A 22068-nucleotide genomic window follows, 5' to 3' on the forward strand; every position below is an offset into this window, starting at 1 on the left:
CGGCCTCATCGACGATGCGGCCCCCCTCCCGCGTCCTCACACGATTGGTACACCGCTCGCGGCGGATCGGTTCCCACCTGTGGCGCATCTGTTTCCGACCAGTTCCGGATCGGCCCCCGGCACCTGAGAGAATGGTGAGCATGGCTTCTGACCGTCCGCGAGTGCTCTCCGGAATCCAGCCCACCGCAGGCTCGTTCCACCTCGGCAACTACCTCGGCGCCGTCCGCCAGTGGGTGGCCCTGCAGGAGTCCCACGACGCGTTCTACATGGTCGTCGACCTGCACGCGATCACGATGCCGCAGGACCCCGCGGACCTGCGCGCGAACACCAGGCTGGCCGCCGCCCAGCTCCTCGCGGCCGGTCTCGACCCGGAGCGCTGCACGCTCTTCGTCCAGAGCCACGTCCCCGAGCACGCCCAGCTGGCCTGGGTGATGAACTGCCTCACCGGCTTCGGCGAGGCGTCCCGCATGACCCAGTTCAAGGACAAGTCCGCCAAGCAGGGCGCCGACCGCGCCAGCGTCGGCCTGTTCACGTACCCGATCCTCCAGGTCGCGGACATCCTGCTGTACCAGGCCCAGGAGGTCCCCGTCGGCGAGGACCAGCGCCAGCACATCGAGCTCACCCGCGACCTCGCCGAGCGTTTCAACGGCCGTTTCGGCGCGACCTTCACGGTCCCGAAGCCGTACATCCTCAGGGAGACGGCGAAGATCTACGACCTCCAGGACCCGTCGATCAAGATGAGCAAGTCGGCATCCACACCGAAGGGCCTCATCAACCTCCTCGACGACCCGAAGGCGACCGCGAAGAAGGTCAGGAGCGCGGTCACCGACACGGACACCGTGATCCGTTTCGACACGGAGAACAAGCCGGGTGTGAGCAACCTGCTCAGCATCTACTCGACGCTCACCGGGGCGGGTATCACCGAACTGGAAGAGAAGTACGTCGGCAAGGGCTACGGTGCGCTCAAGACGGACCTCGCCGAGGTCATGGTCGACTTCGTGACGCCGTTCCGGGAGCGCACCCAGCAGTACCTGGACGACCCGGAGACGCTCGACTCGATCCTGGCGAAGGGCGCGGAGAAGGCGCGCGCCGTCGCCGCGGAGACGCTGTCGCAGGCCTATGAGCGGGTCGGATTCCTGCCCGCCAAGCACTGAGGGGCAGGCGCGCACGCGTACCACCGGGCGGAGCGCCGCACATCACTACGACTGCGCCTGCCCACAACACAGCCGTGGCCGTACAGTCGATAGCCGGACGGCTGAGAACAAAACCGACACAGGACCGACAGGACCAAGCCGACACGATGACAGGAGATGACGTGGGGACCGTAACGATCGGCGTGTCGATCGCGGTCCCGGAGCCTCACGGCAGCCTGCTCCAGGAGCGGCGTGCGGGCTTCGGCGACGCCGCGGCTCACGGCATTCCCACGCACATCACCCTGCTGCCGCCGACGGAGGTGGACGCATCGATGCTGCCCGCGATCGAGGCCCACCTCGGCGAGGTCGCGGCCGCCGGCCGCCCCTTCCCGATGCGGCTGTCCGGCACCGGCACCTTCCGGCCCCTGTCGCCCGTGGTCTACGTCCAGGTGGCCGAGGGCGCCGAGGCCTGCACCTGGCTGCAGAAGCAGGTCCGGGACGCCTCCGGCCCCGTGGCGCGCGAACTGCAGTTCCCGTATCACCCGCACGTCACGGTGGCGCACGGCATCGAGGACGAGGCCATGGACCGGGCCTTCGAGGCGCTCGCCGACTACGAGGCCCAGTGGCCCTGCACCGGCTTCGCGCTCTACGAGCAGGGCGCCGACGGCGTGTGGCGCAAGTTGCGCGAGTTCGTCTTCCGAGGCGCGGTCGTGCCCCCGCAGACGGCCCGTTTGGAGCGCGGCTCCCTGCCCACCAGCCAGCTGTAACCACAGTTACAGAGGCTGTACCTCCGGTTACAGCGGCAGCCGCCGGAACACCGTCCGCGGCACGTGCCGCAGCGCCGACATCACCACCCGCAGCGTGCCCGGCACCCAGACCGTCTCCGAGCGCCGCCGCAGCCCCAGTTCGACGGCCGCGGCGACCGCCTCGGGGGTCGTGGCCAGGGGCGTCTCCGGAAGACCCGCGGTCATCTTCGACCGTACGAATCCGGGGCGAACGACCATGACGTGCACGCCCGTGCCGTGCAGCGCGTCGCCCAGACCCTGCGCGAAGGCGTCCAGGCCGGCCTTGCTCGAGCCGTAGATGAAGTTGGAGCGGCGGGCGCGCTCCCCGGCCACGGAGGAGAGCACTACGAGCGAGCCGTGGCCCTGGTCCTGCAACGCGCTCGCGGTCACCAGTCCCGCCGACACCGCGCCCGTGTAGTTGGTCTGCGCGACGCGCACCGCACCGGCCGGCTCGCGCTCGTCGTGGGCCTGGTCGCCGAGGATCCCGAAGGCGAGCAGTGCCATGTCGATGTCGCCCTCGGCGAACACCTTGCCGAGCACGACCTCGTGGGAGTCGGGGTCGAGCGCGTCGAAGTCGACGGTGTGCACGTCCGCTCCTAGGGCGCGTAGTTCCGAGGCGGCCGCATCGAGGGCGGGCGATGGGCGCCCGGCCAGCCACACCGTGCGGGTGCGGCGGGCGATCAGCCGGCGCGCGGTCGCCAGCGCGATCTCCGACGTACCGCCCAGGACGAGCAGGGACTGGGGAATGCCGAAGGCGTCCTTCACGACAGCTCCTAGAGGTTGCCTGATGGCCGGGAGAAGAAGCCCGGAGGGGTGGAGTGCTGGAGAGCCAGTGGGCTGGGGGACTAGTGCCGCGACGGGGCGAACGTTGCCTGCCGCGGCACTAGAGGGCGAGACGCCGGGACAGGTCCGACGTGAACACCGCGCGCGGGTCCAACTCCGCGCGCAGTGCCCGGAAATCGTCCAGTCGCGGGTACATCGCGCCGAGCAGTTCGGGCCGCAGCCGCGAGTCCTTGGCGAGGTAGACCCGCCCGCCGGCCGCGGCCACCTCCTCGTCCAGTTCGTCGAGGAAGGCGCCGAGGCCGGGCAGCCCCGCCGGGATGTCCAGGGCCAGCGTCCACCCCGGTACGGGGAAGGACAACCAGCCCGGATCGGCGTCCCCGAAACGCTTGAGGACGGCGAGGAAGGACGGGCAGCGGCGCCCGGAGACACGGCGCACGATCCGGCGTACGGCGTCCTCCTGGCCGTGGCCGACGACGAACTGGTACTGCACGAAGCCGCCGCGGCCGTAGATCCGGTTCCAGTGCGGGACCCCGTCGAGGGGGTGGAAGAAACGGGAGATCCTCTGGAGTTCGCCGGTACGCGCGCGGGGTGCCTTGCGGTACCAGAGCTCGTTGAAGAGGCCGACCGTCGTCCGGCTGAGGAGGCCCTCGGGGAGGAAGGCGGGGGCGGCCGGGAGACGGGCGGTGCGGAAGGGCGGCGGCTGCCTGCGCGCGCGGGTGCTTTTCGGCAGCGCCTCCAGGGGAGCGTGGTCGCCGCGGGTCAGCACCGCGCGGCCCGTCGCAGCGCCGCGCGCCAGGAGGTCGATCCAGGCGACCGAGTAGCGGTAGTGGTGGTCGGTGGCCGTCAGGCGCGCCATCAGGTCGTCGAGGTCCCGTGCGCGCTCGGTGTCGACCGACATCAGCGAGGTCTCGACCGGCTGGAGTCGGACGGTCGCGGTGAGGATCACGCCGGTCAGGCCCATGCCTCCCGTGGTCGCGTCGAACAGCGGTGTGCCGCGTGCGACCGTGCGGACCTCGCCGTCGGCGGTGAGGAGTTCCAATGACAGGACGTGACGGGAGAAGGAGCCCGCGACGTGGTGGTTCTTGCCGTGGATGTCCGCGCCGATCGCCCCGCCGACGGTGACGTACCGCGTGCCGGGCGTCACGGGCACGAACCAGCCGAGTGGCAGCAGGACTTCCATCAGCCGGTGCAGGGAGACTCCCGCGTCGCACAGCACGATCCCGCTGCTCGCGTCGATCACGTGGACACGGTCCAGGCCCGTCATGTCGAACACCGTGCCGCCGGCGTTCTGCGCCGCGTCTCCGTACGCCCGTCCCAGGCCCCTCGGGATGCCACCGCGCGCCCCGCAGTCCCGAACCGCGGCCGCGGCCTCCTCGTACGTCCGTGGGCGGATCAGACGGGCGGCGGTGGGAGCGGTGCGGCCCCAGCCGGTGACGGAAACGGTGTCGGCAGGCATGAGCGTGACCGTATCGCCCATCTGTGGGCGATTAGTTTTGAAACATCCCTACCCTCCCCGAAATGGGTGATTAATGGGATGTCGCTCTATATTGCCGGAGTTCCGGCGGGGTGGGCGTGAACAGTGAGTCCACATGGACCACGTGGACCACCAAATCCTTTCGGCGATCCGAGCGTACGGTGCCGACCCCCACGTCGCCGGTGCCGCGCGCGCCCTGTCCTGGGCGGGCGAACACGGTGCGCTGTGGTTCGCGGCGGGCCTCGCGGGAGCAGCCGTGGACACTGAACGACGCGGTGCCTGGCTGCGAGGCACCGCGCTCACCGCGGGCGCCCACTTCGCCAGCATGGGTGTGAAGCGAGTCTGATCAACGACGCCCGCGACGCCGCCGCCGACCGCGCTCACCCCACCAAGCGTCACCGCCCGGTCGCCGCCGGACGGGTCCTCACCGCCAAGGCGCTGTCCTTCGTCGCCGGCTGTTCGGTGGCGTACGCGGGCAACGCGCTGGGCACCTACCGGCACACGCGGCCGAAGGGCGTGCGCCCCTACGCCGTCTTCGTCGCGGTGAACATCGCCGGTGCCCTCGTACAGCTGCTGTGTCTGGCCATCAGCCACTACGGCCTCAACCTCACCTCGCAACGCGCCGACACCGTCTCCGGGGCCGGAATCGGCATGGCGCTCGCCACTGTCCTGCGTTTCTGGGGTACTAGGACGTTTGTCTTCCGTGACCGGGCGGGAGGGTGGATCGTGGGCTGACCAGGGCAGAGTCGGAACATGGACTGGCTGAAAAAGCTCCCCGTCGTCGGGCCGCCGCTGGCGCGCCTGATGGCCACCCACGCCTGGCGGTCGTTCGAGCGGCTGGACCGGGTGAAGTGGACCCGGCTGGCCGCCGCGATGACCTTCACCAGCTTCGTCGCGCTCTTCCCGCTGCTCACGGTGGCCGCCGCGATCGTCGCCGCCGCATTCGGCAAGGACAAGCAGAGCGACCTCCAGCACAAGATCGCCGACCAGGTACCCGGAATCTCCGACCAGCTCGACATCGACGGCCTGGTGCAGAACGCCGGCACCGTCGGCCTCATCGCGGGCGCCGTCCTGCTGTTCACCGGCATCAGCTGGGCCGGTTCGACGCGCGAGTGTCTGCGGGCGGTCTGGGAACTGCCCGAGCAGGAGGAAAACCCGGTCCTGCGCGCGGCCAAGGACTTCGGGATCCTCCTCGGGCTCGGTGGCGCCGTGCTGGCCACGCTCGTCGTCTCCACCATCGCCTCCGCGATGATCGGCTGGACCACCGACCAGCTGGGCATCGACCGGGCCGGCTGGGGCAGCGTCCTGCTGCGGATCGCCGCGTTCCTGGTCGCTGTCCTCGCGGACTTCCTGCTGCTCCTGTACGTCCTCACGCTGCTGCCCGGTGTCGAGCCGAGGCGGCGCCGCCTCTTCGTGGCCGCGCTGACCGGCGCGGTCGGCTTCGAACTGCTGAAGCTGCTGTTGAGCGGCTATATGCAGGGCGTGGCGGCGAAGAGCATGTACGGCGCGTTCGGGGTGCCTGTCGCCCTGCTGCTGTGGATCAACTTCACGTCGAAGCTGGTGCTGTTCTGCGCCGCCTGGACGGCGACGCAGAGCAAGGAGGTCGAACTCACGGACGAGTCCGACGGCGTACCAGATCGGGCAGCGGCCAGCGGCGGTTGACCAGGAACGCGGCGCCCGCGAGCAGTACCAGCACCCCACCGGTGATCGACAGCGCGATCCCGATGCCGCCGGAGCGGCCCCCGGCCGTGGCACTCGCGACCGGCTTCGAGGAAGCCTCCGACGAAGCACCGCCGTCCTCGGCGCCCCCCGCCTGCCCGGACGTGCCCGGCTGGCCACTCGCCGGCGCCGAGCCCTTCGGCGGCACCAGCTCACCCACCGGCTGCACCTTGTCGACCGCCTTGAAGCCCCAGTCGAAGAGCTTGGCGGTCTCCTTGTAGACCTCGTTGTGCTCGTCCTTCTCCGGGTTCATGACGGTGACGAGCAGCACCTTGCCGCCCCGTTCGGCGACACCGGTGAAGGTCGCGCCCGCGTTGGTGGTGTTGCCGTTCTTGACGCCCGCGATACCCGGGTAGACGGAGACGTCGGAGTCGCCGGACAGCAGCCGGTTGGTGTTCTGGATCTCGAAGGACCCCCGGGTCGTCCTGCCCTTGCTCTTGCCCTTCTTGACCTTCGTCGTCTCGCCCGGGAACTTCGCGCTGACCGTCGAGCAGTACTCGCGGAAGTCCTTCTTCTGCAGTCCGGAACGGGCGAACAGCGTCAGGTCGTACGCGGAGGAGACCTGCTCCGGGGCGTCGTAGCCGTCCGGGCTGATCACGTTCGTGTCGAGGGCCTGGAGTTCCTCGGCGTGCGCGTTCATCTCCTTGACGGTGCTGTCGATTCCGCCGTTCATCTGCGACAGCACGTGCACGGCGTCGTTGCCGGAGCGCAGGAAGACACCGAGCCACAGGTCGTGGACCGTGTACGTCTCGTTCTCCTTTATCCCGACCAGGCTGGAGCCGGCGCCGATGCCGGCCACGTCCGAGGGGACGACCTTGTGCTTCTCGGTCTTCGGGAACTTCGGCAGGACCGTGTCCGCGAACAGCATCTTCAGGGTGCTCGCCGGGGGGAGCCGCCAGTGCGCGTTGTGCGAGGCCAGCACATGGCCGGACTCCGCGTCGGAGACGATCCACGAGCGCGCGGTCAGGTCCTTGGGCAGGACCGGGACCCCACTCGCCAGATTCACCTGTGTCCCGGCCTGGCCGAGGCGTTCGCCCCCGACGGACGACATCCGCGCCGGGGGAGTGGCCGACGGACTGCCCGATGGACTGGCCGACGGACTGCCGGACGGACTGCCCGACGGACTGTCACTGGGGGACGGGCTGGGCGCCGCGTACGACAGGGGCGCGGTCAGCGCGAGGGACGACAGGACTGCGGTGGTGACCAGCAGGGATCGCCTGGCGGTCTTCTTGGGTGCGGACACGCTGAGGAACGTACATGGCACGGGGCGTGAAGTCCCGCCACCCTCCCCACCCCGGACACGGAACCGGACACCGGGCGGCGATACTGGACGCATGAAGCTCAGCCGCCCCGTCTCCTGGTTCCTGCTCGCCTTCGGGGTGTGGAGCTGGATCATCTGGGTCACTTTCGTCAAAAACCTGGTCAAGGACGGCAGCGGGCTCGCTTTCGACGACGGCCACCCCACGGCGTACTTCTGGGTGCACCTGACGCTCGCCGTCGTCTCCTTCGTATTGGGGACGGTCGTCGGCGGCATCGGGTTGCGCGGAGTCCGCGCACTGCGCCGTACGTCATAACCGAACGGCCCTACAGCCCACTACGGGGGACACAAGACCGTGGTCATACTTTTCGTACTGCTCCTGCTGGTCGTCCTGGCCGTCCTGGTGGCGGCCAACTGGTACCTGTGGAGACGCCTGTTCCGCGACACGACCCGGGCCCCCGGCTGGGTGCGCCGCGCGGGCGCGGTGCTGATCGCGGGCGGCTGGGTGCTCGCGATCACGGCCCTCGTCGCCGAGCGCACCGGCGCGCCCTTCTGGCTCCAGCGCACCCTGGCCTGGCCCGGCTTCCTGTGGATGGCGCTGTCGATCTACCTGCTGCTGGCCGTCGCTGCGGGTGAGGTCGTACGGCCGCTGCTGCGACGGTTCCTGGAGCGGCGGGCGGGCTCTGAGACGGACGTACGACAGCCGGAGCCCGAGCCGGTCCCCGAGCCGCAGCCGGTCCCGGCGGGAACGGCTTCCCTGCCGGAGCAGGACCCCGAGTCCGATCCCGAGCGAGGCGCTCAGCAGGCCCCCCGGCCCTCGTCGCCGGCCCTCCCCTCCCGTCGCCTCTTCGTCGCCCGAGTGGTCGGCGGCGCCGCCGCCACCGCCGCCCTCACCACCGTCGGCTACGGCACCTACGGCGTCCTGAACGGCCCCACGGTCAAGCGGGTCACCGTGCCGCTGGCCAAGCTTCCGCGCGCGGCGCACGGTTACCGGATCGCCGTGGTCAGCGACATCCATCTGGGCCCGGTCCTGGGCCGGGGCTTCGCCCAGCGGGTCGTCGACACGATCAACGGCACCCAGCCCGACCTGATCGCGGTCGTCGGCGACCTGGTGGACGGCAGCGTGAAGGACCTCGGCCCGGCAGCGGCGCCCCTGGCCCAGCTGAAGGCCCGTCACGGGGCGTACTTCGTCACCGGCAACCACGAGTACTTCTCCGGCGCCGAGCAGTGGGTCGAGGAGGTCCGCCGGCTGGGCCTGCGCCCGCTCGAGAACGACCGGACCGAACTGGCCCACTTCGACCTCGCGGGCGTCAACGACGTGGCGGGCGAGAGCGAGGGGCAGGGACCCGACTTCGGCAAGGCGCTCGGCGACCGGGACACGGCACGCGCGTGCGTGCTCCTCGCCCATCAGCCGGTCCAGATCCACGACGCCGTCGAGCACGGCGTCGACCTCCAGCTCTCCGGCCACACCCACGGCGGACAGCTCTGGCCCGGCAACCTCATAGCGGCGGCCGCGAACCCGACCGTCGCCGGTCTGGAGCGCTACGGCGACACACAGCTGTACGTCAGCCGCGGCGCCGGCGCCTGGGGTCCGCCGACCCGGGTGGGCGCGGAGTCGGACATCACGGTGATCGAACTGGCCTCGCGGCAGGCCTGAGCGGGGTATCGGCGGGCGACCTGTGAGACCGCTGTGAAACCTGGTCGAAAGGCGCTTGCGTAAGTTCTTGCCCAACTCGAACAAACCTCCCTTCCTCCAGGTGAAACTCCTGTGGTTAGGTGACCTCGGCTGGGGGACCGGCATACGCGCTGCGGCCCGCCGAGGGCCCCGTGAAAGGGCCTGGGGAGGGCACACCGATGCGATCGGTTCGCATGCGGATCCTGGCGACACTGCTCGTGCTCGCGGCCGTCGGAGTGGGCGGCTGGCAGTTGCTGCCTGACGACTCCGGCGAGAGCCGGACCATCCTGGTCGGTACCAGTGACTCCGTCACGTCGCTCGACCCGGCCGGTGCCTACGACGCCGGCTCCTGGGCCCTGTTCAGCAATGTCTTCCAGTCGCTGCTGACCTTCGAGCCGGGCGGTGCCTCGCCCGTCCCGGACGCGGCCGACCACTGTGCCTTCGTCGGCGGCGACCTGCGCACCTACCGCTGCGAACTGCGCGAGGGCCTCACCTTCCCCGGCGGCCGCGAGGTCACCGCCGCGGACGTGAAGTACTCCTTCGACCGGGTCAAGAGGATCAACTCGCCGGTCGGCCCCGCCTCCCTCCTCGACACCCTCAAGTCGGTGACCACGCGCGGCCGGACCGTCACCTTCCAGCTGTCCTCGCCCGACGCCACCTTCCCCTTCAAGGTCGCCACCGGGGCCGGCTCGATCGTCGACCCCACCAAGTACCCGGCGAACGGCCTGCGCGGGGACACCGGCGCCGACGGCACCGGACCGTACGAGCTGACGGCGTACACGAAGGGTAAGAAGGCGGTCCTCGCGCCCAACGGCCACTACAAGGGCGCCCTCAAGAACACCGGCCGGCCCGTGGAGCTGCGCTACTACGCCGACGGCGAGAAACTCGACGCCGCCTGGAAGGCGAAGCGGATCGACGTCGCCACCCGGCAGCTGCCGCCGAACGTCCTGTCCGCACTGAACGCCAGCGACCCGTCCCAGCGCGTCTCCGAGGTCGACAGTTCCGAGACCCGCAACCTGTACCTCAACACCCGCTCCGGCTCGCCGCTGCACGACACCCGGGTCCGGCAGGCCATGGCCTGGCTGATCGACCGGGACCGGCTGGCCGCCACGGTGTACGACGGCACCGTCGACCCGCTCTACTCGCTCATCCCGGCCGGCATCACCGGCCACACCACGTCGTTCTTCGACCGCTACCCCGAGCAGGACACCAAGAAGGCCCGGAAGCTGCTCACCCGGGCCGGGGTGACCCTGCCGGTCCGCTTCACCTACGGCTACGGCGTCGGCCGCGGTGCCGCCGCCGAGGAGGCCGCGGAGATCAAGCGTGAGCTGGAGGCGAGCGGTCTGTTCAAGGTCACCGTCAAGGGCTACGAGTGGACCGACTTCCAGAAGCGCTGGGCGGGCGGCAAGCTCGACGCGTACGCGGTCGGCTGGGTGGCCGACTATCCCGACCCGGACACCTTCGGTGCTCCGCTCGTCGGCACCGACGGCTCGATGCACACCGGCTACAGCAGCAAGACCGTCGACCGGCTGATCCAGGACAGCCGACGGTACGCCGACCGCGGCGAGGTGAGTGAGGACTTCCGCGAGCTGCAGCAGACCGTGGCGGCCGACGTGCCGGTGATTCCGCTGTGGCAGGCCAAGGAGTACGTCGTCACGAGCGAGGCCGTTGGCGGTGGGCAGTACCTGTCGGACGGCACAGGGGTCTTCCGGCTCTGGCGCCTCGACTGGATCTGACGCGATCTCGCCGTACGGACATTCGCCCAAGTGGCGCTGGGCAGCATCCCCACGCAGCACCATGTGAAGGTGACGTGTGTGAGGGGAGGGGCAGACGTGTTGAGGCGCAACTCGTTCCGGCTGCCCCGGCACCCCGCGTCCGTAGGTCTGGCCCGACGCCGGGTCCGGGACCATCTGACCGACTGGGGGCACGGGCCGGACGGCGAGGCCCTGGCCGACGCGGTGCTGCTGGTGTCCGAGCTGGCGACCAACGTCATACGCCACGGGCCGTTCCGTGAGCGCGAGTTCGAGGTGGCGGTGACCGCCCTGGCCGACGGCTCGGCCCTCATCGAGGTCTCCGACGAGGGCCGGCCGGAGCCCCGGCTGCGGGTGGTCGGCGAGTCCGCGGAGGCCGGCCGCGGTCTGCACCTGGTCGAGAACGTCTCCGCCGCCTGGGGCGTGTGGAGCAGGGGCCGGCACGGCAAGACGGTGTGGGTCCTGGTGCAGACCACCCCATGACGTCCCCAGGGGAACGAGCGCGCGCGGGCCTACACCGGCCCCGGCGCCCCCGCCGGCAGCGTCACCGTCACCGTCAGCCCCTCGCCCGGTGCCGTCCGCACTGTCACCTCGCCGCTGTGTGCCCGCACCACTCCCTGCACTATCGCCAGGCCGAGACCGCTGCCCGCGCCCCCGCCGGCCCGGAAGAACCGGTCGAAGACCCGCGCCGAGTCCTCCGGGCCGAGCCCCGGCCCCTTGTCGGCGACACACAGCCGTACGACCCCGTCCGCCCGCGCCACGCCGAGCCGCACCGGCACGTCCGCGGGCGTGTGGATGCGCACGTTGGCGACCAGGTTGCCGAGCACCTGCCGCAGCCCGGACTCGTCGGCGCGCACCAGCAGGGAGCCGTCGGCCTCGACCGTGATGGGCCGGCCGGGCTGCTGCACCCGCAGATCCTCGGCCGCGTCCCGCACCAGACGGCTCACGTCGACGTTCCGGAAGCGCAGTTCGGGCCGCTGGTCGAGACGGGCGAGGGTGAGCAGCTCGTCGACGAGCCGGCCCATGCGATCGGCCTCCGCCATCACCCGCCCCCAGGCCCGCTTGCGCTCGTCCGGGTCGGACAGCATCCCCTGGTCGTACAGCTGGAGGTAGCCGCGTATCGCGGACAGCGGGGTGCGCAGCTCGTGCGAGGCGTCGGCGACGAACCGGCGCAGCTGGGCCGCGCTGTCCTCCCGCGTGCGGTACGCCGACTCCACCTGGTGGAGCATGGAGTTGAGGGCGAGACGGAGCTGCTCGACCTCCTGCGTCGGATGGTGACTGGACGGCACACGCCGGGTCAGGTCCCCCTCGGCGATCGCCGAGGACGTCTCCACCATGTCCTCCAGCGGCCGCATCCGTCTGCTGACGCTGAGCATCGTCAGACAGGCCAGCAGCGCCAGCAGCAGGGTGCCGATGGTCAGGTCGAACTTGAGGGCCTTGGCGACGCCCTTGTGGAGGGCGTCGGTGGACGTCGCGAGCAGGATCCGGGTGCCGTCGGCGAGCCGGGTCCCGGTCACGCGGTAGGGGGCGCCGTGCAGTGAGACGTCGTGCGGCTCGGGATCCTCGACGATCCGGTCCGGGTCGTCGACCGCGGCCGCCAGACCGCGCTGGGCCTCGGTCGGCCCGAACCCGAGGAGGCCGACGGGCTCGCCCCGGCTGTCGACGGCGGCGAAGATGGAGTCCGGCCGCGGCTTCTCGTCCGGGGCCTGCGGGGCGAGCCGGTCGCGGACGAAGCCCAGCACGCTCAGCGAGTCGATCTGCCGCAGGGTGAGCTGGGAGCCGCCCAGCGAGTCACGGGTCTTGGTGAGCTCCGTGTCGATCTGGTCCAGCAGGTAGTACCGCATGCCCATCACGCTCACGGCGGTCGCCGCGACGATCCCGAGCGCGAGCAACGCCACGTTCGCCAGCGTCAGCTTGCCGCGCAGGGAATGGACACCGCGTTTGCGGCGGGTCCCGGTGAGGATGCGGCCTGCCCCGGGCCACCTCGGCAGACCCACTCCCGACGTCAGCCACCTCGGGAGGCCCACTCGCGCCTTCGGGGGTTTCAAGCCAGTCCGTATCCCACGCCCCGCCGGGTGGTGATCACCGGCGGTCCCAGCGTGTCCAGTTTGCGCCGCAGATAGCTGATGTACGTCTCCACGACGGTCGACTCGGCCGGGGTGTGCTCGTACTGCCAGACATGGCGCAGCAGCTGCTCCTTGGGCACGATCCGGCCGTCGTTGCGCACCAGGAAGCGCAGCAGCGCGTACTCGGTGGGGGTGAGCTCGACGGAGCGGCCCGCGCGGTGCACCGAGTACGTCGTGTCGTCCAGCTCCAGGTCGCCGTAGCGCAGGGGCGGCCGCTGCGGGAGGACGTCGGCCGGCCGGGTCCGGCGCAGCACGGCCGTGATCCGCGCGACGACCTCGTCGATGTTGAACGGCTTGGTGATGTAGTCGTCGCCGTAGCCGAGGGCGCCGACGATCTCGGCGGGCGAGTCGCGGGCGGTGAGGAAGACGACCGCCAGGTCGGGTCGCTCGGCGCGCAGCTGACGGCCCAGGGCGCGGCCGTCGCCGTCCGGGAGCATCACGTCGAGCAGCGCCGCGTCCGGGCGAGTGCGCCCGGCGAGCGTGAGCGCCTCGCGGACCGTGCCCGCCGTCATGACCTCGAAGCGGTGGTAGCGCAGGGCGATGGCGAGCACGTCGGCGATGCTCTCCTCGTCCTCCACGACCAGCACGGTGCCTGGACCCGTCGTCATGCCCCCAGTATCGGCGGGGCCACCGACAACCGGGCGGGTTCGGAGCTTTGGAGTTCCTTGAGAGTCATGGCCGGTCACCCCCACGCGCGCGCGGCGACGCCAATTCTGTTGCGCAGGACCTGGGGGACCGACCGATCGACTGAGGAGCTGTTGAGCGTGGCGGTATTGGCACGGTGGTGCTATCGGCACCGGCTGGTGGTCCTGTTGCTGTGGGTGGGGGCGTTGTTCGGCCTGGGCTTTTCGGCCTCCACGGCGGGCACGGACTACGCGAACGTCTTCTCCCTTCCGAACACGGACTCCAAGCGCGCGTACGACCTGATGGAGAAGGCCTTCCCGCAGAGCGCGGGCGACACCGACACGGTGGTGTGGAAGGTCGACGAGGGGTCGGTGCGGGACCAGTCCGTACGGTCCCGTATCCAGCCCGCGCTCGACGAGATCGCCGGCATGAAGGGCGTCGGCGGCGTCGCCGGCCCCTACTCGGCGGGCGCGCACCAGATCAGCGGCGACGGGCGGATCGCGTACGCCCAGATCACCTTCGCCGACCAGGCGAACGCCGTACCCAAGGAACTGGTGGAGAACGTCCTCGACACCGCACAGGGCGCCGAACGCGCCGGACTACAGGTCGAGTTGGGCGGCCAGGCGATCCAGCGGGTGCAGGAACCGCCCACCGGTCTCGCCGAGATGATCGGCATCCTGGCGGCGGCCGTCGTCCTGTTCCTGGCCTTCGGCTCGCTCTTCGCGATGCTGCTGCCGCTCGCCGTCGCGATCTTCGGAGTCGGCACGGGCATGTTCTCCACGCAGCTGCTCAGCCATGTCACGGACATCCCCGACCTGGCCCCGCTGCTCGCCACCCTGATCGGCCTCGGCGTCGGCATCGACTACGCCCTGTTCATCGTCACCCGGCACCGCAAGGGCATCCTGCGCGGCATGGACCCGGAGGAGTCGGCGGTCACCGCCCTCAACACCTCCGGCCGCGCCGTGCTGTTCGCGGGCGGCACGGTGTGCATCGCGCTCGCCGGGATGCTGGTGACGAACCTGCGCTTCCTGGACGGTGTCGTCATCGGCACCTCGCTGACCGTGGTGCTGAGCGTCCTGGCCGCCACGACTTTGCTGCCTGCCCTGCTCGGCTTCCTCGGCTCCCGGGTGCTCAGCCGCCGGCAGCGGCGCAGGCTCGCCGCGAGCGGGCCGGAGCCGGAGAAGGCGAGCGGTCTCGCCGCCCGCTGGTCGACGGGCGTGCAGAAGCGCCCGCGCAGGATCGCCGCAGGCGCCCTCGTCGTCATGGCCGTACTCGCGCTTCCTGTGCTGTCGCTGCGCCTGGGCGCAACCGACCAGGGCAACGACGACGCGTCGACGACCACGAGAAAGGCGTACGACCTGCTCGCCGAGGGCTTCGGGCCCGGCTTCAACGGTCCGCTCCAGGTGGTCGCGGACGGCGGCGACACCGCCACGCTGGTCAAGGGCATCAAGGACACCGCGGGCGTCGCCCAGGTCGGCGCGCTGCCGTCCGCGCGGGGCGTGACGGTGATCCAGGTCGTCCCGACCACGTCACCGCAGTCCGAGGAGACGGACCGGCTCATCGACACCCTGCGGGACCAGGTGATCCCGAAGGCGGGGGCGCAGGCCCACGTCGGCGGCGTGACGGCGGTGTCGAAGGACTTCGCGACGGTGACGGGAGACCGCCTGCCGCTCTTCATCGCCACGATCATCGGCCTGGGCTTCCTGCTCCTGCTGGTCGCCTTCCGCTCCGTGGTGGTACCGCTGACGGCCGCCCTGATGAACCTGATCGCGGCCGCCGCCTCCTTCGGCGTCCTCGTCGCGGTCTTCCAGTGGGGCTGGGGGCTCGACCTCCTCGGCCTGGGCAAGGAGGGCCCGATCAACGCCTTCCTGCCGGTCATCATGCTGTCCCTGCTCTTCGGCCTCTCGATGGACTACCAGGTCTTCCTGGTCAGCCGCATGCACGAGGAGTGGGTGCACACCAAGGACAACGCCCGTGCGGTACGCGTCGGTCTGGCCGAGACCAGCCGCGTCATCAACTCCGCTGCCCTGATCATGGTCTGCGTGTTCCTGGCGTTCGTGCTCAGCGGCGACTCGGGGGCGGCGATGGCGGGCGTGGGCCTGGCCGCGGCGGTGGCGCTGGACGCGTTCATCCTGCGTACGGCGCTGGTGCCGGCCGCGATGCACCTGCTCGGCAACTCCAACTGGTGGCTGCCGACCTGGCTGGACAAGCGGCTGCCGCATCTGGCGGTGGAGCCCAAGGAGGACACAGGGGAGGCGTTCTCCGAGGGACAGGCGGAGGGCCCGCTCCCGGCCGCGCACTCCTCGGCCGACCACTCCTCGGCTGTCCACGGCTTCGTCCGTACGGCCGACGGCGACCCGGTCGGGGGCGCGGCCGTCACGCTGCTGTCGAAGGGCGGACGCCAACTGGACCGGGTCGTGTCGCTGGCCGACGGCTCGTACATCGTGTCGGTTCCGGCGCCGGGGACGTATCTGGTGACGACGACGGCGGCGGCGTACGCCACTCGGGCCCGTCAGGTGGTCGTCGAGGACGGCCCGGTGGTGCATGACGTGGAGCTGGCGGAGGGGGAGGTGGACGCGGTCAACTGACCACCGCGGCCCGGGGCGCTCGTGCTGGTGGGGCGCCCCTGCGGCCTACGTGTGTCACCTCAACGTTCGTCAGTCCTGCGTCCGTTCGCGTTCCTGCCGTTCGCCTTCCGTCGGCTCGTCCGGTGTCGCGTCCGGCTTCCTCGCCGGGTCGGGGAGCGCCTTCGTCATTCCGGGCAGGAAGTCCGTGAACAGCTCGTGCACCTCCCGCACCAGCGGCCGCAGCACCCGGAACCGGGCGAGCGACACGCCCCGGGCGGTGAGCCGGGCCCCCCGCTCGGCGAGCCGGTAGCTCCGCTCCCGTCCCTCGGTCCGATCGAAGATCCAGTACAGCACCAGCCCCATCTGGGCCAGCCACATCAACTCGGGGAGCTTGTCCCGCAGTTCCTCCGGAACCTTCGTCCTCGTGGCGCCGGCCAGCACCTGCCGATGGACGCTGATCGCCGCCTCGCGCGCGTGCTCCGACTCGGGAGAGAAGGGGCTGAGCGGACTGTCCGGATCGGCGGCGTTCTTGAAGAACTGCACCGCGAACTCGTGGTACGGCGTGGCGATGTCCAGCCACACCTTCAGCACGCCCCCGAGCCGGGCCTCCAGGTCCGTCTCCCGGACCAGGACCTCCCGGACCGCCGCCTGGTGCTCGGCGGCGATCCGGTCGTAGAAGCCCTGGATCAGATGCTCCTTGCCCGCGAAGTAGTAGTACGCGTTGCCGACGGAGACCCCGGCCTCCTGGGCGATGGCCCGCATGGTCGTCTTGTCGTAGCCCCGCTCCTGGAACAGCCGCATCGCCGTCTCCAGGATCAGCGCGCGGGTCTGCTCGGACTTGCTCGGGGTACCGCCCTCGTCGGGGCCGTCATGGTTCGCAGGCACGGTAAGAGAGCCTAACGAGTGGGACAGGTCCCGCTGTCGCAGGCCGGTGGGGTCGGGTCCTGGGTGGGTGTGCTGGGGCCATGGCCGGCACCGGGCGGTGCGGTGCGGGGGCCGGGGCCGGGCGGCGTGTGGCCCGTCGCTGGGCCGGGCGGGTCGTACGTCGCTGGGCCAGGCGGGTTGTACGTCCATCCCTGACCGGGGTCGTACGTCCACCCGTCCGCACGGCGGTACACGGCCCCGCCCCACCGGCCACCGCCCTCCCACCGGCCCCCGCCGCTCCCGTGACCGCCGTTTCCCCACTGAGAGGCCCCCCTGTTCCACTGGCTGCCACGCCACTTGGCGGCGGCGAGCACCGCGCCCCTGGCGAGCTGGGCCCCCGACCGGGTGCTGAGCCGGTGGGCCAGTGCCCGGTGCTCGCGCAGGGCCCACAGGGTGACGATCCAGGCGGCGGTGTCCTGGTACACCTGCCCCGCGTCACCGACGACGGTGATCTCGTCGAGGGAGGCCCGGTGATCCAGCCCGGGAAACCGCCGCCGTGCCTCCTGCGACCCGGCCGGCACCATCTCCAGCGGCACCAACTGCGGTTGCCGTACGAGCCAGTCGCGCAGGAAGCCGCACAGGGCGCACTCGGCGTCGTACAGGACGGTGAGCCGCCGGACCGGGACGCGCGCGGCGCCCCGGTCCTCGATGGTCGCCACGGTGGTCACGCCCCCCGCGTCCCGACCCAGCCCTGCGGCGCGACGGGCGGCACCTGCTCCCGCTCCATGACACCCCGGCGCCGGATCCGGTTGAGCACGTACACGTTGCCCAGATGCATGACCCCGAGCACCAGGAGCACCACGCCCAGCTTGGTCGACAGGGCCTCGAAGATTTCGCGCGTGTCCTCTATGGTCGCGTCCCCGCTCAGATAGAGCGCGACGAACCCGAGGTTGACGAGGTAGAAGCCGACCACCAGCAGATGGTTGACGGCGTCGGCGAGCTTCTCGTTGCCCTGCAGCACGTCGGCGAGGAAGACCCGCCCGTTCCGGCTGAGAGTCCGGGCCACCCAGACGGTCAGCGCGATGCTGACGACCAGGTAGATGACGTAGGCGACGACGGTGCGGTCCATGGCCCCACCCCTTCTTGAACGCGTTCAAAACGCTGACAGGAGAGACTCTAGACCTGCTTTTGAACACGTTCAACTCGTCGGAGGTGGGGCGTGCGTCACGTCCTGCGCGCGAGTGCCGGCCGCTTGCTGTAGTCCGTGAAGCCGAGCACGTTCCCCCAGGGATCGGCGATCTCGACGGTCCATCCGGTCGACACGGAGAACGGCTCGTCGAGCAGTTCGATCCCGGCGCCGGTCAACTCCCGTGCGGCCACCCGGGCGTCCGGCACCTCCAGCCACACACGCGCGGAGGGCCAGGCCGGCGGCCGTTGCCCGAGCCCCTCCTCCTGGCGCAACAGAATCCCGGGCGTCTCACCCCCGACCTTCAGCACCGCGATCCCGCCCTCGTCGAACCGGAACCCCACCACGAACCCGGCCCGCTCGTAGAAGCGAACGGCGTCGCCAAGGTCTCCGACGGGGAGCAGGATGTTGTCGAAACCGAGCAGCTCGTACGATTCGTTGTCTGACATGTCGTCAGATTAGGTGCGACCCGTCGGCCACGCGCAGGGGCTGACCGTGAGACGCGGCAAGGTCACTCGTCGGGGGGCAGCCAAGTGCGGCCGAGGGGCGCCGGACCACTGGCCCGACGGCCCTCGGCCGCTGTCGAAGGTATGCCGATCGGCTCATCCGATGGCGATACGTATCGCCCAGTAACTCGACTTGCCGATGATCTCCGTGCCCGCCCCCGACAACGCGGTTCTGCTCCCCGGGTGGAACCGCACGGAGCCGTCGGCGCGAACGGCCCATATGTCGGGGACGGAGTCGCTGTTCGCGTCGGGCGTGCCCATCAGCAGCGGGACGCTGTCGGGGGACCAGCCGGATGCGCCGTACTCCTTGTCCACTCCGCCCGCGGAGCTGGCGGCGGAGGCCAGGGAGTTCAGGTCCGTCCCGCCACCGCTCGCGGCGACGCCCTTGCGGAGGATCAGGCGGCCGGACGCGTCCGACCGGAACACGATGTCGGCGACGCCGTCCCCGCTGACATCCGTGACGGAGACCAGGTCGCGGTCGGTCCAGGCCGAAGCGGACAGCTGGATCGCCTGGTCGATGGTGGCTCCGTGGTAGCCGGTGAAGGCCCACAACTCGTCGCCGAGGGTGGCGAGGAGGTCCGTACGGCCGTCGCCGGTGATGTCGCCCGCGGCCATGATCTGAGTCAGGGCGGACGGACTGGGGGCGCCCGCGGGAAGCAGGATCTCCTGACGCCGGTCGGTGTTGACGGCCCCGTAGCCGTCGCCGGGATACACCCAGAGCTTGCCGCCGACTCGGACGACCAGGTCCTGGAGGCCGTCGCCGCCGTAGATGTCGCCGTTGTGAGTGATCAGCGCGCCCTTGAAGTGGCCACCGGGTACGGCGACGTACGGAGGCAGGTCGTCTCCGTTGGGGTCCTTGTCAGGGTTGGCCCGGTAGGCGCCCGCCATCGAGTAGTCCAGGTCGCCCGTGCCCTTCGTGAGGTCGGTGGGGACGGCCTGCGAAGGGTAGAGGACGAGGTTGCCGGCGTCGGTGACCACCATCATGTCGGGCAGCTGGTCGCCGGTGAAGTCGCCGGCCTTGTCGGCCTGGTCGCGTGGGGTGACGTAGAAGAAGTACTTGGTCGGCTCGGAGACGTTGCCCGCGCTGTCGACGGCACGCAGGTAGAGGACGTTGGGTCCGGCGGTCGGCGGCTTGGCGCCGCTGATGACGGCACTGACGCTGGTGGCCGTACCGTTGGCGCGGCCGAGACCGCCGGTGTAGTTCGCCGAGTTGAAGCCGTATTCGTAGCGCACGACATCGGTGTTGAGAGCGCGGACGGTGAAGGAGCCGGGGGTGCCGAACTTCTTCGTGGACCACGCGGTGTCCTCCGCGCCGCTGCCGAAGCCGTTCTCGCTGCCGTCCGCGTTGGGGAAGTCGGTGGAGCTGACCTTGGGCGGGCGCGGCGCGGTGGTGTCGAGGACGAAACGGCATGGCGTCCTCGGATACCAGCTGGAGGTCGTACCGGCGTCGTCGACGGCCCGCACGCGCCAGGAGTACGTTCCTCCGCTTTTCAGCGTGCTCGTCGAGAACTTGCCGGTGGTCCGCAGGGCCGTGTCGGTGTCGCCGCCTGCGGAGACCTTGCCGGTCGACTTCAGCAGGTCACCGGTGGCGTTCCACTGGCCGGTCTGCCACAGGTCGAAGTCGAAGTAGTCGAGGTTCTTGTCCTTGTCGCCGGCCTTGGCGGTGAAGGTCAGGTCACCGGAGCCCATGCGGACGTACGGCCTGGTCGTGGTGCATTTGCCGTCCGGGCCGAGGTCGAGGGAGTTGGAGACGATCGACGGCCTGCGGTTGTAGACGAGTTCGAGCACCGGTGCGTGGTCGCCGTTGGCCTGGAACTTCTTCCACGCGTACTGGGTTTTCTCGTCGCGGGCGCGCAGACCGAAGGTGATCATGTCCTCGCCCTTGTCGGCGGCTTTCTGGGCGCCCTTTTTCACGTCGAACGTCTCGTAGGCGTCCCGGCAACCGGACTTGTAGCCGTGGGCGAAGCTCTTGGTGGCCAGCTTGTTGCCGTCGTGCAGTCTGGGCGCGTTCTTCCAGTTGGTGTGCGCGTCGATCTCGCTGGTGAGATGGACGCTCATGGAACGCGACTGGCACGACCACGAGTAGGTCTCCAGCATCCGCAGCTTGGCACTGGTGATCTTGGTGCCTTTGAGGTCCTTGTCGAACGAGATGTTGAAGAACGACCGCGAGGTGCCCCAGGTGTCGGACTCGAACCCGACGCGGGCGTCGTGGGTGCCGCCCTTGTTGAAGCCCTTGCCGTTGTAGAACGTGGCGTTGGGGTGCCGGTCGTAGGCGGTGGTCCAGTTCTGGGTGTGCTTCTTCACCGAGGGGTCGATGAAGACCGGGTAGGTGGTGGCCGGGTCGCTGAGGAAGTCCTGGTCGGGAGTGAGCAGCCACTTCCCGGTGGACAGGTCTGCCTCGACGATTTCACCGCGGGTGTCGGGAGAGGGGCCGTCGAGTGAGGGCAGGCTCAGCGTTGCGGCTGATCCGGTCTGTGAAGGCGTCGGGGTCGGCTCGGCCGGCGCGGACGGCAGTGGCGACTCCGCCGTGGTCGGCGCGGGGCCGTCGGTCGCCGAGGGCAGGTCCTCGACGTCGGTGTCGCCCTGTTCGTCCGACTCGGCCTCCTCTTCCTCAGCGTCTGCGCTGTCGCCGGGCGACGGGTCGGCGGACTCCGCAGGGCCGGGGGTCTCGGGTGCGGTCGGCTGGGCGGAGGCGCCCACGGTGCCGTCGGTGACGGCCGGCTGACCGCTGCTGTCCCACATCAGAGGGGTGGGGGACACGGCGACCTCTTGGTCGTCGGCGTTCTCCGCGCTCACGACCCCCGACACGGGATCGAGGCGGAAGCTGAGACGGGTGGAGTGGAGGCCGTACACCAACTGCTGAACGGCCGGGTCGGCTGCGGCCTGACGGTTCTTCAGGACGACCAGCTGCCCGAAGCCGTCGTCGTCGGCGGTGAGCACGAGGTCGGCACCCGGGAAGATCTCCGGGTACAGCGCGCGGTTCCCGTCGATGACCGGGGTCGGGACGGGACCGGGCCAGGTGAGCTGTATCTCGTACTGGGCGGAGTCCCCGACGTACAGGGTGACCAGCGGAGTCTCGGCGCCTGCCGCGGCGGCTTGCCTCACCAGGGAAGCCCGGTGCGCGGTCGAGCGGGAGGCGCGTTGTTGCGCCCGTCCACCGGAACCGGCCGAGAACACCATCCTGGTGTTGGTGGCCCCCGGCTCCCAGCCGGCCTTGGTGCGATGCAGACTCGGGTCGATCGTCTTCCACTCACCGCCCACCTTGGCGTGAACGGGCGACGAGTACAGGCGCTTCGTCATGAGGCCGTCGGGGCGGGCCCAGGTGGTGGAGCGCGCGGTCCGCGCGGACGTTACCTCGACGCTCTTCCCGGTGCGGGCCGCCCGGGTGAGAGCGGAGCTTTCGGTGACGGTCTCGGTACGCCGGTCATGGCCGCTGTTGTCGTGAGCGTTGTCGCCGTCCAGGCGGAGCCCGACGTAGGCAATGCCCGTGGTGGCGACCGCGACGGCGACGAGTGCCGCGCCGGCTCGACGTCCGGGCATACGGCGCGAGTTGCGCGTCATCGGACGTGTTCCCCTTCCCCCGTGTTCCCCCTCGGCACCGACGCAGGACAGAGCGC

General features: G+C 70.4%; 18 protein-coding genes and 2 pseudogenes. 10 read left to right on the forward strand and 10 right to left on the reverse strand.

The window, feature by feature from the left end; all coding sequences use genetic code 11:
- Window positions 1-140: 140 nt before the first annotated feature.
- Entirely contained in the window at window positions 141-1154 is a 1014-nt protein-coding gene (gene trpS / locus OHA64_RS29865) for a tryptophan--tRNA ligase (protein ID WP_405618216.1), read from the forward strand.
- Window positions 1155-1315: 161 nt separating this feature from the next.
- Window positions 1316-1900 carry a 2'-5' RNA ligase family protein gene (locus OHA64_RS29870; RefSeq protein ID WP_405618218.1) on the forward strand — a complete coding sequence of 195 codons (585 nt, stop codon included), beginning with the start codon at window positions 1316-1318 and terminating at the stop codon, window positions 1898-1900.
- 27 nt (window positions 1901-1927) lie between these two features.
- On the opposite strand, the gene OHA64_RS29875 is transcribed toward OHA64_RS29870, so the two are convergent.
- Both OHA64_RS29875 and OHA64_RS29880 read right to left on the reverse strand, forming a co-directional pair.
- On the reverse strand, window positions 1928-2683 hold the full coding sequence (locus tag OHA64_RS29875; RefSeq protein WP_405618220.1) for a decaprenylphospho-beta-D-erythro-pentofuranosid-2-ulose 2-reductase: 756 nt from the start codon (window positions 2681-2683) through the stop codon (window positions 1928-1930).
- Window positions 2684-2801: 118 nt separating this feature from the next.
- Complete coding sequence (locus OHA64_RS29880; RefSeq protein ID WP_405618222.1) at window positions 2802-4157, reverse strand: FAD-binding protein; 1356 nt, start codon at window positions 4155-4157, stop codon at window positions 2802-2804.
- A gap of 133 nt (window positions 4158-4290) precedes the next feature.
- Between OHA64_RS29880 and OHA64_RS29885 the strand changes: the two are divergent.
- The 3 genes and pseudogenes from OHA64_RS29885 to OHA64_RS29895 form a co-directional block, all read left to right on the forward strand.
- Window positions 4291-4518 (forward strand): annotated as a pseudogene (locus OHA64_RS29885) (phosphatase PAP2 family protein); the annotation flags it as partial.
- The gene (locus OHA64_RS29890; RefSeq protein WP_405624167.1) at window positions 4518-4910 is read left to right on the forward strand and encodes a GtrA family protein; all 393 of its coding nucleotides are present in this window, start codon (window positions 4518-4520) and stop codon (window positions 4908-4910) included. The pseudogene OHA64_RS29885 and the gene OHA64_RS29890, both read left to right, overlap by 1 nt.
- Before the next feature lie 18 nt (window positions 4911-4928).
- Window positions 4929-5837 carry a YihY/virulence factor BrkB family protein gene (locus OHA64_RS29895; RefSeq protein ID WP_405618225.1) on the forward strand — a complete coding sequence of 303 codons (909 nt, stop codon included), beginning with the start codon at window positions 4929-4931 and terminating at the stop codon, window positions 5835-5837.
- On the opposite strand, the gene OHA64_RS29900 is transcribed toward OHA64_RS29895, so the two are convergent.
- Window positions 5785-7137, reverse strand: coding sequence for a D-alanyl-D-alanine carboxypeptidase family protein (locus OHA64_RS29900; protein WP_405618227.1), 1353 nt, complete (start codon window positions 7135-7137; stop codon window positions 5785-5787). The genes OHA64_RS29895 and OHA64_RS29900 overlap by 53 nt on opposite strands.
- Window positions 7138-7228: 91 nt before the next feature.
- On the opposite strand from OHA64_RS29900, the gene OHA64_RS29905 reads away from it, so the two are divergent.
- The 4 genes from OHA64_RS29905 to OHA64_RS29920 all read left to right on the forward strand — a co-directional run bounded on the left by OHA64_RS29905 (window position 7229) and on the right by OHA64_RS29920 (window position 11061).
- Window positions 7229-7468, forward strand: coding sequence for an SCO4848 family membrane protein (locus OHA64_RS29905; RefSeq protein ID WP_405618229.1), 240 nt, complete (start codon window positions 7229-7231; stop codon window positions 7466-7468).
- Window positions 7469-7507: 39 nt separating this feature from the next.
- Entirely contained in the window at window positions 7508-8809 is a 1302-nt protein-coding gene (locus OHA64_RS29910; RefSeq protein WP_405618231.1) for a metallophosphoesterase, read from the forward strand.
- A gap of 197 nt (window positions 8810-9006) precedes the next feature.
- The gene (locus OHA64_RS29915) at window positions 9007-10563 is read left to right on the forward strand and encodes an ABC transporter substrate-binding protein (protein ID WP_405618233.1); all 1557 of its coding nucleotides are present in this window, start codon (window positions 9007-9009) and stop codon (window positions 10561-10563) included.
- 96 nt (window positions 10564-10659) lie between these two features.
- Window positions 10660-11061 (forward strand): ATP-binding protein, encoded by a 402-nt coding sequence (locus OHA64_RS29920; RefSeq protein ID WP_405618235.1) that lies wholly within the window; start codon window positions 10660-10662, stop codon window positions 11059-11061.
- Between the two features lie 29 nt (window positions 11062-11090).
- Here the strand turns inward: OHA64_RS29920 and OHA64_RS29925 are convergent, their stop codons facing one another.
- Window positions 11091-12569 (reverse strand): sensor histidine kinase, encoded by a 1479-nt coding sequence (locus OHA64_RS29925; RefSeq protein WP_405624168.1) that lies wholly within the window; start codon window positions 12567-12569, stop codon window positions 11091-11093.
- Window positions 12570-12622: 53 nt separating this feature from the next.
- Complete coding sequence (locus OHA64_RS29930) at window positions 12623-13312, reverse strand: response regulator transcription factor (RefSeq protein ID WP_405618238.1); 690 nt, start codon at window positions 13310-13312, stop codon at window positions 12623-12625.
- A gap of 165 nt (window positions 13313-13477) precedes the next feature.
- Between OHA64_RS29930 and OHA64_RS29935 the strand changes: the two genes are divergently transcribed.
- Entirely contained in the window at window positions 13478-15916 is a 2439-nt protein-coding gene (locus tag OHA64_RS29935) for an MMPL family transporter (protein ID WP_405624169.1), read from the forward strand.
- Between the two features lie 69 nt (window positions 15917-15985).
- Here OHA64_RS29935 and OHA64_RS29940 read toward each other — a convergent pair whose 3' ends face one another.
- The 5 genes and pseudogenes from OHA64_RS29940 to OHA64_RS29960 all read right to left on the reverse strand — a co-directional run bounded on the left by OHA64_RS29940 (window position 15986) and on the right by OHA64_RS29960 (window position 22012).
- Window positions 15986-16780 (reverse strand): TetR family transcriptional regulator, encoded by a 795-nt coding sequence (locus OHA64_RS29940; protein WP_405618240.1) that lies wholly within the window; start codon window positions 16778-16780, stop codon window positions 15986-15988.
- Between the two features lie 161 nt (window positions 16781-16941).
- Window positions 16942-17478, reverse strand: a pseudogene (locus tag OHA64_RS29945) (thiol-disulfide oxidoreductase DCC family protein); the annotation flags it as partial.
- A gap of 5 nt (window positions 17479-17483) precedes the next feature.
- Entirely contained in the window at window positions 17484-17888 is a 405-nt protein-coding gene (locus OHA64_RS29950; RefSeq protein WP_405618242.1) for a hypothetical protein, read from the reverse strand.
- A gap of 95 nt (window positions 17889-17983) precedes the next feature.
- Window positions 17984-18394 carry a VOC family protein gene (locus OHA64_RS29955; protein WP_405618244.1) on the reverse strand — a complete coding sequence of 137 codons (411 nt, stop codon included), beginning with the start codon at window positions 18392-18394 and terminating at the stop codon, window positions 17984-17986.
- Between the two features lie 153 nt (window positions 18395-18547).
- Window positions 18548-22012, reverse strand: coding sequence for a DNRLRE domain-containing protein (locus tag OHA64_RS29960; protein WP_405618246.1), 3465 nt, complete (start codon window positions 22010-22012; stop codon window positions 18548-18550).
- Window positions 22013-22068: the final 56 nt, after the last annotated feature.

The organism is Streptomyces sp. NBC_00076 (assembly GCF_045041235.1).
GTDB lineage: Bacteria > Actinomycetota > Actinomycetes > Streptomycetales > Streptomycetaceae > Streptomyces.

Bases quoted from the DNA above. Each gene is read 5' to 3' on its own strand.
- trpS (WP_405618216.1), top strand. From the start codon at position 141: ATGGCTTCTGACCGTCCGCGAGTGCTCTCCGGAATCCAGCCCACCGCA.
- OHA64_RS29880 (WP_405618222.1), bottom strand. From the start codon at position 4,157: ATGCCTGCCGACACCGTTTCCGTCACCGGCTGGGGCCGCACCGCTCCC.
- OHA64_RS29895 (WP_405618225.1), top strand. From the start codon at position 4,929: ATGGACTGGCTGAAAAAGCTCCCCGTCGTCGGGCCGCCGCTGGCGCGC.
- OHA64_RS29905 (WP_405618229.1), top strand. From the start codon at position 7,229: ATGAAGCTCAGCCGCCCCGTCTCCTGGTTCCTGCTCGCCTTCGGGGTG.
- OHA64_RS29915 (WP_405618233.1), top strand. From the start codon at position 9,007: ATGCGATCGGTTCGCATGCGGATCCTGGCGACACTGCTCGTGCTCGCG.
- OHA64_RS29930 (WP_405618238.1), bottom strand. From the start codon at position 13,312: ATGACGACGGGTCCAGGCACCGTGCTGGTCGTGGAGGACGAGGAGAGC.
- OHA64_RS29950 (WP_405618242.1), bottom strand. From the start codon at position 17,888: ATGGACCGCACCGTCGTCGCCTACGTCATCTACCTGGTCGTCAGCATC.
- OHA64_RS29955 (WP_405618244.1), bottom strand. From the start codon at position 18,394: ATGTCAGACAACGAATCGTACGAGCTGCTCGGTTTCGACAACATCCTG.
- OHA64_RS29960 (WP_405618246.1), bottom strand. From the start codon at position 22,012: ATGACGCGCAACTCGCGCCGTATGCCCGGACGTCGAGCCGGCGCGGCA.